Origin of the sequence: Bradyrhizobium canariense (assembly GCF_019402665.1) — a bacterium.
GTDB classification, from domain to species: Bacteria; Pseudomonadota; Alphaproteobacteria; order Rhizobiales; family Xanthobacteraceae; genus Bradyrhizobium; species Bradyrhizobium canariense.
Genome location: NZ_VSST01000014.1, coordinates 85,829 through 97,671, shown reverse-complemented (window position 1 = coordinate 97,671; position 11,843 = coordinate 85,829). Strand labels below are relative to the sequence as shown.

At 65.1% G+C, this 11,843-nt stretch carries 9 protein-coding genes; 4 read left to right on the top strand and 5 right to left on the bottom strand.

Annotated features, from left to right (window positions below; translation table 11 throughout):
• Positions 1–125 precede the first annotated feature (125 nt).
• From FXB41_RS06810 to FXB41_RS06795, 4 genes are all read right to left on the bottom strand, one after another.
• Entirely contained in the window at positions 126–1,010 is an 885-nt protein-coding gene (locus FXB41_RS06810; protein WP_007596998.1) for a protein-L-isoaspartate O-methyltransferase family protein, read from the bottom strand.
• A gap of 75 nt (positions 1,011–1,085) precedes the next feature.
• On the bottom strand, positions 1,086–2,231 hold the full coding sequence (locus tag FXB41_RS06805; RefSeq protein WP_007596999.1) for a GNAT family N-acetyltransferase: 1,146 nt from the start codon (positions 2,229–2,231) through the stop codon (positions 1,086–1,088).
• 65 nt (positions 2,232–2,296) lie between these two features.
• A complete protein-coding gene (locus tag FXB41_RS06800; protein WP_007597000.1) occupies positions 2,297–3,691 on the bottom strand; it encodes an O-antigen ligase family protein in 1,395 nt (464 codons plus the stop codon).
• 40 nt (positions 3,692–3,731) lie between these two features.
• Entirely contained in the window at positions 3,732–4,799 is a 1,068-nt protein-coding gene (locus FXB41_RS06795) for a glycosyltransferase (RefSeq protein WP_219680736.1), read from the bottom strand.
• A gap of 247 nt (positions 4,800–5,046) precedes the next feature.
• On the opposite strand from FXB41_RS06795, the gene FXB41_RS06790 reads away from it, so the two are divergent.
• Positions 5,047–6,033 carry a glycosyltransferase gene (locus FXB41_RS06790; RefSeq protein WP_219680733.1) on the top strand — a complete coding sequence of 329 codons (987 nt, stop codon included), beginning with the start codon at positions 5,047–5,049 and terminating at the stop codon, positions 6,031–6,033.
• A gap of 15 nt (positions 6,034–6,048) precedes the next feature.
• Here FXB41_RS06790 and FXB41_RS06785 read toward each other — a convergent pair whose 3' ends face one another.
• Complete coding sequence (locus FXB41_RS06785; RefSeq protein WP_219680730.1) at positions 6,049–7,077, bottom strand: glycosyltransferase family 2 protein; 1,029 nt, start codon at positions 7,075–7,077, stop codon at positions 6,049–6,051.
• 393 nt (positions 7,078–7,470) lie between these two features.
• On the opposite strand from FXB41_RS06785, the gene FXB41_RS06780 reads away from it, so the two are divergent.
• From FXB41_RS06780 to FXB41_RS06770, 3 genes are all read left to right on the top strand, one after another.
• Positions 7,471–8,271, top strand: a complete 801-nt coding sequence (locus FXB41_RS06780) for a class I SAM-dependent methyltransferase (protein WP_219680727.1) — start codon at positions 7,471–7,473, stop codon at positions 8,269–8,271.
• A gap of 291 nt (positions 8,272–8,562) precedes the next feature.
• Positions 8,563–10,938, top strand: a complete 2,376-nt coding sequence (locus tag FXB41_RS06775) for an exopolysaccharide transport family protein (protein ID WP_219680724.1) — start codon at positions 8,563–8,565, stop codon at positions 10,936–10,938.
• Positions 10,931–11,737, top strand: a complete 807-nt coding sequence (locus tag FXB41_RS06770; protein ID WP_007597006.1) for a WecB/TagA/CpsF family glycosyltransferase — start codon at positions 10,931–10,933, stop codon at positions 11,735–11,737. Before FXB41_RS06775 ends, FXB41_RS06770 begins: the two co-directional genes overlap by 8 nt.
• Positions 11,738–11,843: the final 106 nt, after the last annotated feature.

Genomic DNA, 11,843 nt, shown 5'->3' with positions numbered 1-11,843 from the left:
CTTGTTGATCGCGCAGATGATCCGCAGGCCCGCTCAGGCGCTGGCGCGGCGATGGTATTGCCGAAGCCTGTTCCGCGCCTCGCGCGGCCGCTTTCATTGTGCCGGCTGCACGAAGGCGTGACCGGCTAGGCCTGCGTGATGTCCGCGTTGGGCTTGATGGGCGCAGTCGCGACAGGCGCCGGTGCCGTCGAGAGCCACCAGCCGTCACCGCCGAACCAGCACGTCTCGTCGGGAGCGCCCTCTCTCCGCAACGACTGCACGCCCTCCCATCCCCTTGCGAACGCCTCCGCCAGTCGCCGGGCAGCATCCGCATCCTGCAATCCCGCGCAGCCGATGAATTGGGCACGCCCGAGGAATTTGGCGGGCCAGGCTGCACCCTCGTCCGGGCGCGTGATCATCAGCATGCCGCCGAGCATGCCTTCAGGCGCGAGCGGAAACACCAGCCGCCCACCGGGCAGCAAGGCATCGAGCCATTCGGCAGCCGGCTGCGCCGCACCCGCGCAGACATAGATCACGTCGGCTCTGGGCAGATCGGACGCGATGCCCGAACGATCCCACACATCCACATGGTCGATGTCCTTCAGATTCTCGCGCGCGAGCCCTGCCAGACGTTCGTCGATCTCGTAGGCATGGACGCGGCCGCCGGGGCCGACGAGATGCGCGAGGATCGCCGTGTAGTAGCCGCTCCCCGCGCCGATCTGGATCACGATCTCGCCTTGCTTCACCGCGCAACCGCTGAGCCAATAGGCGTGCGCGCCGGGCATCCCGATATTGAGACCCCGCGCGCTGTCGAGCGCGAGCAGCGTGTTCTGGTAGAGGAAGGCGGGATCATCATCGGGCGTAACGACATAGGGGTGTCCGCCAACCGAGATCGACCACGGCCCGGGTCCGGCGAACGGCTCGCGCCTGACGGTGCGATAGGCTTCCTCGATACGGGGGTCCGCGGCCCTCGCCGCGGCGCAGATCAACTGCGCATAGAATGCGCGATATTTTGCCGAACGATCTTTCATGTCGCCTCCGGGAAACAGGCGACGATAACACAACGATTGCGATAATCGCGTGACCCTGCAATCCAGGGCAGCGCGTCAGCGCGTCCCCTTGCCCATCGCCTGCGCCGCAAAGGCGGCGAGCCTGGGGTGACGGCGCAGGCCCTGCGCGACATGGTCACGCCACGCGAAGAGCATGCCGCGCCAGGACAGCGCGACGCTGACATCGGTCAGCGGCACCGGCTCGGCGCCGAAGCGGCGCTTGTAGTCCTGGTTGCCGATGCTGAGGTCGAAACGGCGCACGCCGTCGGCATGCAGCGCCGCCATGGTGCGCTCGGTCACGAGCAGCCCCGGCGAGCAGTTCGACCAGGAATCGCCGGCGTGGCTGATGCGCAGCAGGAAATAGGTCGCACCAGACCTGACGCCGAGCGTGGTGGCAACGACGGCCTCGTCGCAGACCAGCGCCGAAATGACGGCGTAACCGTCCGCAGCACCCTGGCGGGCGACCTCGCGATAGAACTGCGCATGGGTTTCGTCGTTGAGGACGAAGCGCGAGCCGAGCTTTCGCATGCGCGCCTGCTGCTGGGCATCCATCACGTCCAGCAGCTCGCGCGCACGCGCGACATCGGTGGCGATCTCGAATCGCGCGCCGGCGTGACGGCTGAAGACGCGCCAGCAGCGTGGCATCTGCATGCGCTTGATCGAGGCCCGGTAATCTTCATAGTCGTCGCCGGTCAGCACGAGGTTGCCGTTGAGCGAGCAGGATCCGATCCGGCCGAGCGACACCAGCGGGTTCGGGTTGCTGCCAATCTGGGCCGGCATCTTCTTCAGGCGCAGCAAATCGAAGCGGTCCGGCAATGCGCGCAATGCGTCGATCAACGCCTTGCCGATCGCATCCGCCGCCGCCGCGTCCAGCGCGGCATCGAGCGCCAGAATCGGCGCGTTGTTGTCGGAGACGCCGAGATCGGCGAATTCGACGATGCGGATGCCGCGCCTGAGATGGCTGATCATCGGCACCATTGCGATGTCCTTGCCAGTCGTGGCATCGGAGATCAATGCAATCAGCGGCGAGAGATCGTGGAACGCCTCGTACCAGGCGCTAAGCCAATAGCCATGCTGGAATGCAGTGCGATGGCCAGCGTTCAGGCGCGATGCGGCCTGCTTCCAGTCACGCACGAAATCGACCGCGATTCCCGACGCGCTGGACACAAGATCATCTGGTTGCTCGACGCTGAGGATCGTCATCCGCGGGACATGCGATTACTGGGTGTTTCCAGATAGATTATGTTTTGTCGCGGCCACAAGTGACCTCACCGCTTATCGTTAAGCCGATGCCACTGCGGCAGCACCGGCTGCGACAAGTCATCCGTTTCCGCGACGCATTGGAACCTGGCCAGGAAGTGCAGGCCGGCCACGGCAACAGCGAACATGAACCAGATCGGATTCTGCCGTTCGAGCAGGAAGGTCTCGGTGGCCCCGTAGTACAGGCCGAACAGCCACACGGTCAGGAACAGCTTTGCCAACGCACCGCTGCGGTTGTGAGTTCGGGCCGTCTGGAAATTGCCGAGCGGCGCGAGCACGAAGACGAGGATCACCAGCAACAACCCCGGAAGGCCGATGGTGACCGCGAGGTCGAGATAGCTGTTGTGGCTGTGCGCGGCGCTCGTTGCCCATTCGGCGCCCTGGACGGTCTGCCGTGCCGTCACGTCGTCCCAGAACGCGGCGTAGCCGTGACCAATGGTCGGCTTCTCGGCGACGGCTGCGAGCGCGAACTCCCAGATGGCAGAACGGCCGGTGAAGGTGGGATCGAGCGGAAGCAGCCGCGTCATCGCCCCGAGCGCCGGGCTCAGGACGCTGCCGACTGTCAGCAGGTTCATCACGATCAGCGGCACGAAGCAGATCATCCGCCTCAGCCACAGGCTCGGCGTGACGCAGACCAGCGAGGCGAGCGCGTAGATCGCAAGACACAGCACCGACGACGTCTTGCCGCCGGTGAAGATCAGGAAGATTCCGGCCAGCGCGGCGATGGCCGGCCCCATCACGAAGGAGCCGACGGCGGACAGATAAATGCCGACATAGATCAGGATGGTCATCACCGGCGAAGCGATGTTCTTGTGACCAAAGCTGCCGCGCCAGTCGCCGGCCAACTGCGGCTCGGTGACGTCGAGTGCGGTGTGCATCGAGTATTGCGGCGCCAGGAAGACGCCGAGATAGCAGAGGGTAAGCAATACGAGCGCGGCGCCGCCGAGACACAGGTTGAAGCTGCGCTGCGTCGGCGGCAGCAACGGCAAAAGCACCGCGAGCGACATCACGCTGGCTGCGAGCACGAAGCGCTGCATCGAGACTCCGCGATTCTCGGAGAAGACGATGTTGATCAACAGCCATCCGACCAGGCAGAGATGCAGCGGCGTCACCAGCGTCTTCAGCGCGGGCGCATCCGTTGCGGCGACCAACAGTACCGCGACCGCCGCCAGCAAGCCCCAGGAGACATAAGTGAGCGCCATCCGTCCGCCGACGACGGTGGTGACATCCTCGTTGCGCAGGTCAGGAAACGGATCGAGCGTCACCAGCACCAGGAGCAGGGCTGCGACTGCGACGAGGCAGCGCGCCGCCCGCACGGCGTCGATCCCCGCAAGCCCATCGCGCAGGACGCCGCCGAACGATCGGGCCTCGACGTCGGTCATATCAGTAGCGCTGCGATCCATGGCTCGAGAGTAGTGGTGAAGCCGGGGGAAGCTCCAAGAGTTAGCCGATCCCTGTTAAGCATTCGTCAACCAGTCCAACGGAACCCCGCGGCACCGCGTGCTGCCGCACGATGCTCCGCGCGATTTCGTAATATTGAAGCGCGCGCTGTTCCAGCGTGAGGTTGTCGAGCACGAAGCCGCGCGGATCGAACGTATCGGCGGCGCACCCGGCCCAGAAATCATCCCAGCCCGCCTCGAACCCGGCGATGTCGACGAACTTGGCGCCGCAACGATCGTCCCAGTACGGCACCGACGAGACCGGGGCGAACTGGACGCGATGCGGATAATAATCGGGGTCCCGCCAGGGGCCGCCGGGATCCCAGGCGAGCACCGGGACGCCGCAAGACAATGCCTGCTGATAGGCGATGCCCTGGCTCTCGTTCTGGCAGAGGAAAATCATCGCACGCGAACGCGCGAGCGCGGCTTGATAGTCTTCCTCCTTGTAGCTGCCGTAACGCAGCTCGGTGAACGGGCGGCCTTCCCTCGTGAGCCGGGCGCGGACGGGTTCGATCAGCTCCGCCGCGTAGCGATCGCGATCCCAATGCACCTTGTCGTAGATCAGGACGTCGACACTCTTTTGCGAGGTCGGCGACGGTGCCCAGAGATCCGTGTCGATGCCGATCGGCCAAGCCTCCGTGTCGGGCCAATGCGGCCGATACATGTCGGCGTACCACGGGCCGGGCACCACGACCTTCTTGACCGGCAGGCGCTTGAACAGGTCGGGATCGTCGAGCGGATGATTGTGGGCGGCAACGCCGAGCAGGATCGGATTTTTCCAAGCGAATTTGTCGAGCAGGAAGGTGCGGCCGATGATGCAGGCGAGTTCGCCCGGATGCCGCGCGATGTAGCCATAGTCGTTGACGCGATAGCGGATACCGAGCCGATCGAGCCCTGCACAGAGATTGAGGAACACGCGGAGCTGCCCGCTCATGCGCGGCTCGCCGAGCAGCATGCGACGCGCCATGCGCCGCAGATGCCGATCGCCGGGAAACCAGCGATCGTCCTTGTCCTCGTAGAACAGGTTGAGGACCATGTCGTCGGGATCGTAGTCGAATGTCTTTGCGGGCACTGGGTCCATCCGCGGCAGCCAGGTTGCCCATTCTCGCATGGGACCGGCTGTCGCACTCTTCAAAATTTGCCACAGGCTTAATGCCTGCGGCTTAACGCTAATTGACGAAACCAGCGCTGCGGCAGCCTTCGCGGCGACGCTTTTTTTCCAATGCGAGTATCATTCGCGACGGCCAAGGTTGCGATCGGTCGCATTCCCAACTCGCAGAAGCGCCCTGGTTAACAGACCGTTAAAGGCGAGCCGTATCTTGATCACCGCGGAAGACATTCTCGAATTGCCGGCGACATCGCGCGTCGTACCGGCGGCGCGCGTCCCGCTGCAGGTCGGCTCAACCACGTCGGTGTCCGTCGTCATTCCGGCCAAGAATGTTGCGACCTATATCGGCGAAACCCTCGCCAGCGCACTGGCGCAAACCGAGGTCACCGAAGTGATCGTCGTGGACGACGGCTCGACCGACAGCACCACCGCGATTGTCCGTGCCATTCGTGACCCGCGACTGCGCCTGATGACCAACGGCACCGCCGGCGTTTCGGCAGCGCGCAATCTCGGCGCGCAGCATGCGAGCAGCCAATGGCTGCTCTTCCTCGATGCCGACGATCGCCTGCGGCCCGGCGCGGTCGCGGCCCTGCTGGCCGCTGCGCGTGCCGCGCCGCGAGCGGTTCTTGTCTACGGCGACTACAACACGATCGACAGCGAGGGACGGCAGATCGGCCGCCGGGATCTGCTGAAAGGACGCCGCAAACCGTCCGGCGACGTGCTGGCGCGGCTCGCGGCCGGAAACTTCATCGTCAATGGCGGCATTGCGCTGGCACGTGCAGAGGCCTTCCGCGCTATCGGCGGCTTCGACGTCTCGCTCAGATATTGCGAAGACTGGCACTGCTGGTGCCGCCTTGCCGCGATCGGCGAATTCGAATTTGCGCCAAACCTTCTGCTCGACTACCGCCTGCACACGGCCAACACCATGAACGCGGCGGCGCGGACGCCACAGGATTTCTTTCCGGCGATCGCACGAATATTCGACGACGGGTTGATCATGGCGCGACTGCCCGCGGGCATGGCAGCCGGGCTGCGCCGGGCCGCCGAGGTTCATCTCGTCACGTATTCGGCGATGCAAGCGGTCCGCTTCGGCAGATATCGCCAGGCCTTCGCCTATCTCGGGATGGTCGGGCGCCGCTCGCTCAAATCGCTGCCGCGTTCCGCGGTTAGGGTCGCCCTCGCCTGCTTCGGTATTTAGACCGCGACCTCGGCGTCAGGACGCGATCTTCGAGGCCTTATAGGGTTTCGGCTCGATGCCGAACGCGGCGAGCGCCGAGCCGAGCGCGACCATCACGGGATGCATCGCGACGAAGGCTTTCGACGATTTCAGCAGAGCGGCCGCGCGCACCAGCGACAACGGCAACCTCCCGAGCATCTGCGCAAACACCCACACTCGCGCCGCGGCGCCCTGCGCGGCCTTGGACTGCACACGATAATTGATCGCGCCGATGCGCAGGCCTCGCTTCACGATCCAGCCGAAACTGGTGCGGCTTTGCGGCACCGTCTCGGTGATGACTGCCTCCGCCGTCCAGTGGAACGTCATGCCGGCATTGCGGCAGCGCACGAAGAAATCGCAGTCGCCGCCCCCGAGGAAGTTGAAGCGCGGGTCGAAGGCCGGACGGGCGAACCTCTCGAACGCCGCACGCGTGATCAGGCAATTGCCGCAGCCGTAGATCAGGGGCACAGCGCCGCTGTAATCATAGGCGGGGCAGAAAACGGGGTGGCGCGAAAGCCAGGGCATGCTGCGATCCTCGAAGACCGGCAGCACCGGCCCGCCGACCAGATCGGCGCCGGTCGCCTCCGCGGTGCGAACCATCAGCTCGAGCCAATCAGGCGAGGCGATCTCGTCGTCGTCGATCATCAGGAACCGGGTCGCGGCGGGAAACAGCGCCAGCGCCGTCTCGAACGCGGCGTTGATCGCCTGGACGTTGCCTTGCCGTTTCTCAATCAGGCAGACACCCTGGAGCCTGCCATCGGCGAGATATTCCGCGGCCACCGGCGCGCTTTCACGCCGGACCGCATCGTTCTCGACCATGACGACGGCGAAGGAGCGCGGGGTGCGCTGGCTGGCGAGCGAGTCCAGCGTCGACCGCAGATGCTGCGGGCGGCGGAAGCAGGGGATGCAGACGACGATACCAACCGACAGGTCGATAATCCGGGAGCTGGCCGCGATCTCCCGGTGGGGATCGCGCACGGCATCCGAGATACGCGTGGCAGACAGGTCTGTCGGGATCAATGTCATGACGTTCTAGATGTCCGAGATAGATTGAAAAAGCCCTGCTTCGATCCGGGGATCAGCGCCGTCCCGCGACGGCACATCGCCGCGGGACAGGCACGTCCCAAAATGAACGGCCGGTTTGAGCCTCGCGACGGCGCCACGCCGCCGATTTTCCGCCATCCATGCACTTAACTGATTTCGGGTGTTTCTGCTGCGAAGCCTTGCGCGCAGTGATGCTGCAATTCGCGGTCCACCGTGCCGATGGCGGCTGGCGTGGACGATACCGTAGTTAACGCACATGCTCATTAACCCGATCGTAAGTACCGCGACGGGTGAAGCGTCGCGGTATCGGATTTGCTCTACGGGCACACGAGATTTTTCCTGTAAATTTAAGTCGAACAAGCGCGGTCAGAAAATATGAACAAGCCAGCCACGATCGATTTCGCGACAGCCACGGCGGTCCAAATTCCCGCGGCCATGGCACGCACTCAGGCGCTGCACGATCTCGTCCCCGGTGAAGCCCGCGACAGCCTGCTCGCCGTCCACGACGTACTGCGCCGCGGACTGCCGCAGGGCCAGCTCGCCACCTACGAAGCCGGAGGCGGCTCGTGCAGCGTCCTGCCACCGGAATTGCTGAGCCGCAGCAAGGTCACCGTCGTCGATATCGACGAGGACCAGGTCCGCAACAACAGCTACGCGGACGAAGCGATCCTCGGCGACGTCCAGACCTACCGCTTCGGGCGCGAGACCTTCGATCTGGTGATCTGCTACAACGTGATCGAACATCTTCCCAACGTCGACGCCGCACTCCTGAATTTCCGAGATGCGCTCAAGCGCGGCGGGATGATCCTGATCGGCGCGCCCAATCCGCGCTCGTTGTCCGGGGTCGTCACCAAATACTCGCCGCACTGGTTCCACGTCTGGTTCTACCGGCACATTCGCGGCATCAAGGATGCCGGCTTGCCGGGCGAGCCGCCGTTCCCGACCTTCTTCCATCCCCTGGTGTCGCTACCGAGGCTCGAAGCGTTCGCCGCCGCCAATGGCCTCGAGATGATCTACCGCCGTGAGGTCGAGAGCCCGCGCTATCCCGAGATGCGCCGGCGCAATCCGCTGTTCGCAGCCTTGGTCGACGCCGGCGCCGCCGTGCTCAACGCCATGCTCCCGCGCGGGACCGACGTCCGCCGCGGCGATTATCACGTCATCCTGCGGAAAAGCTGACGGCCATGGTGCGCGCGCAGCCGATCGCAAGACCAGCGAAGCCTCGCGGCCACGATGCACGCGGTAACGAACCGTTAATCTCTGAAGGACCGCGCCATCGCATGCGTCACGGCGACGCGTCGAAGAGTGGCATGCGCTTAAACGCTTTGTTTGCCATTTCGGTGAATAGTCCCTCAATGAGTATGGTTAATTTTCCCTGTTGCGTTGAGTGGGCACCTATATCTGAGGTGCGTGGCGTAGAGCGAAGAGTACCCCCTCAGCTCGCGGCACTTGGAATGAAAGCTGGGGATCATGCTTGACTATAACCAGCCGATAGATCGGGCCGGACCGGAGGCCCCGCAGCAGCGGCCTCGGGTTGGCTTCAACGTGCTGGAGCTGGTCAATCTGCTCTGGCGGCGGAAGGTCGCGATTGCCGTTGCCGCGCTGCTCGGTGCAACGGCCGCCGTCACCGTGGGCAAGAGCCTGACGCCCCGCTACGCCGCCACCGCCCAACTCTATGTCGACCCGCGCGAGCTTCAGCTCGTCGATCGCGAGCTAACGCCTCGCGCGCAGGACGTCTCCGGCATGTCGATGGTGGTCGAGAGCCAGGCGCGCCTGATCACCTCCAACAGCGTGCTGCTCCAGGTGATCCAGCAGGCTGATCTGGACAAGGATCCCGAATTCGGCGGCGGCGCCGACGGCAAAGGCGTGATGTCCTCGCTGCTCGGTCTGATCGGCCTTCAGCCCCGCGCGCCCTCCGCCACGGAGAAGAGGGAAGTGCAGCTCGCCGCCCTCGAGGCGCTGAACCGGCACATCACGATCCGCAAGACCGAGAAGAGCTTCATCGTCGACATCGAGGTCTGGTCGACCGATCCGGCGAAAGCGGCGATGCTCGCCAACACGCTGACCAGTGCCTACCTCGCGGAATCCCGCAACTCGCAGGCGTCAGCCGCGCGGCGCGCCACCAACGATCTCTCCGGCCGCTTGAAGGAGTTGCGCGAGCGGCTGCGCAACGCCGAGACCGTGCTTGCGACCTACAAGGCCCAGAACAATTTCGTCGGTACCCAGGATGCGCTGATCAGCGACCAGCAGCTTTCCGCCAGCAACCAGCGGCTTTCCGCCGCCCGCGCCGCGACCATGGACGCGCAGGCGCGCCTCGATCAGATTGAGGCGAGCCGGCGCACCACGGCAGATGCGGGCGCGAACTCCGAAGCGCTGCAATCGCCGACCATCGCGAACCTGCGCGCGCAATATGCCGACGCGCGCAAGAAATATGCGGAGCAGGCCGGCGAGCTCGGCCCACGTCATCCGGCGCTGCGCCAGACCGAGAAGCAGGTCGAAGATCTCAAGCGCACCATCAACGAAGAGATCGACCGCTTCGCGCAGTCCGCCAAGAACGATTTGACGCGTGCCCGCGACTTTGAAGCCTCGCTCAGCCGGGCGCTGGAGGCACAGAAGCGGCAGAGCGTCCAGCTCAGCCAGGCCGCCGTGCGCTTGCGCGAGCTCGAGCGCGAAGCCGATGCCAGCCGTGACGTCTATCAATCGTTCCTCAAGCGTTCGCGCGAGACCGAGGAGCAGGAGACGCTGAACACCTCGGCGGCCCGAATCATCGGCGAAGCGACGGTGCCGCAGCGGCGCTCGTTCCCACCGGCGATGAGCCTGTTCGCCATGATCGGCTTCATCTTCGGCGCGATCGCTGCATCGAGCTGGTTCGTCGCGGCCGAACTGCTGTTCGCCGGCGCATTCGCGCCGGCACCGGCGCCGGCCCGGCCCAATCGCACTCCGTTGCCGCAAGCTCCGCGAGCTTCAGAGCCTTCGCGAACGGCGGAGACCGCCCGGCCCCACCCGGCCTCGCGAGCCCCGGAAGTCGCGGAGGCGCTGCCGGAACTCGCTGCTCCGCCGCTGCAACCCTCGATGGTCGAGAAGCCCCTGATCGAAAAACCGCTGATCGCGCGCCTCCAGGAGGCCGACGTCATCCACACGCTCGGTGCCATTCTCGCCACCGGCGGCGGCATCGACCTCACCCGGCTAGGCTGGCCGACGCTGCGCCCCGGCTTTCCCCTGACGACGCTGCTCAACGCCTGGCGCGACATGCGCGCTACGGCGGGCCGGCGCGTCGGCGGAAAGACAATCCCTGTTATCGCGCTCGTCGGTGCCAGTGAGACCACCGGGCGCAGCGTGACCGCGCTGAATTTCGCGCTCGCGGCCGCGCGCGACGGCGCTCGGGTACTGATGATCGATGCCGACCACCAGGCCCACTCGCTCTCGAACAAGGTCAACCGTCCCGGCAAGAGTGAGCCGAGCAAGGTTGGATGGCTTTCGATCGGCAGCAAGGCCGCGCGCGAGATCAAGACACTCAACGGCATCTCGATATTGCCGGCCGCCGAACGCGACGCCGGCAAGGCCACTGACGCCATCCGCAAGGCCATCGAGCAGGCACGCTCCGCCGGCGGCTATGACCTCGTGATCCTGGACGGTCCCGCGGCGCCACTCACGACCGGCAGCCGCAAGCTGCTCGATGATGCCGACGCGCTGGTGGCGGTGCTGCCGACCAGCCTCGACATCAACGACGGCCTAGAAGAGATATTGAACACGCTCGGCCGCGCCGAGCGCAAGCTCGTCGGCGTCGTGCTCGACGAACTCACCCCTATGGCCCAAGCTCGCCAACGAGGCAGACAATATGCTTGAGCGCCGCATCAATCTCGATGGCCGGACCGCAACCGCCGACGTGCCGCGGATCACCATCGGCGGCCTTCGCATGGCCGCACTCGACCTGGAAGCGACCGCGGATTTCATGATCGAGGCGACCGATCCGCGCCATCGCATCGGCCGTCCGCTGCACCTGACCTCGGCCAACGGCGAGGTGCTGGCGCGGTGCTCGACCGAACCGGAGACCGAGCGCCTGTTCCGCGGCGCCGACCTCATCAACGCCGATGGCCAGCCGCTGGTGGCGGCGTCGAGGCTGCAATCCTGGTTTCCGCTGCCCGAGCGCGTCGCCACGACGGATCTTTTTCACGTCGTCGCGCGCAAGGCCGAAGCGGTCGGCCGCACCTTCTACATGTTCGGCGCGAGCGAGGACGAGAACGCCGCTGCGGTCGAGAACGTCCGGAAGATGTATCCAAACCTCAAGATCGTCGGCTACAGCCACGGCTATCTCCGTGGCGATGCACTGCGCGCGAAGGTCGACGAGATCAACGCGCTAGCACCGGATTATCTCTGGGTTGCGCTGGGCGTACCAAACGAGCAGGCTTTCGTCGAGGAATTCACGCCGCATCTCACCAATGTCGGCGTCATCAAGACATCCGGCGGCCTGTTCAACTTCTTGTCGGGAAGCCGCGCCCGCGCGCCGCGATGGATGCAGAAGATCGGCCTGGAATGGGCCTGGCGCACCTTGCTCGAGCCCCGCCGCCTGTTCTGGCGTTATTTGACCACCAATCCTCGCGCGATCTATCTGCTGTTCAGCCGCAATCGGCCCCTTAATCGCTGAGTAGAACGACATGACCGCCGCCGGTTATCAGCCCCGCCTGCGCTGTTTCAACGCCGGCGGCGCCGGTATTGCGCCTTGCGGGTCGGGCTCATAAGCGGCTAAAGAG

Bases quoted from the DNA above. Each gene is read 5' to 3' on its own strand.
- FXB41_RS06810 (WP_007596998.1), bottom strand. From the start codon at position 1,010: ATGAAAGATCGTTCGGCAAAATATCGCGCATTCTATGCGCAGTTGATC.
- FXB41_RS06805 (WP_007596999.1), bottom strand. From the start codon at position 2,231: ATGACGATCCTCAGCGTCGAGCAACCAGATGATCTTGTGTCCAGCGCG.
- FXB41_RS06800 (WP_007597000.1), bottom strand. From the start codon at position 3,691: ATGGATCGCAGCGCTACTGATATGACCGACGTCGAGGCCCGATCGTTC.
- FXB41_RS06785 (WP_219680730.1), bottom strand. From the start codon at position 7,077: ATGACATTGATCCCGACAGACCTGTCTGCCACGCGTATCTCGGATGCC.
- FXB41_RS06780 (WP_219680727.1), top strand. From the start codon at position 7,471: ATGAACAAGCCAGCCACGATCGATTTCGCGACAGCCACGGCGGTCCAA.
- FXB41_RS06775 (WP_219680724.1), top strand. From the start codon at position 8,563: ATGCTTGACTATAACCAGCCGATAGATCGGGCCGGACCGGAGGCCCCG.
- FXB41_RS06770 (WP_007597006.1), top strand. From the start codon at position 10,931: ATGCTTGAGCGCCGCATCAATCTCGATGGCCGGACCGCAACCGCCGAC.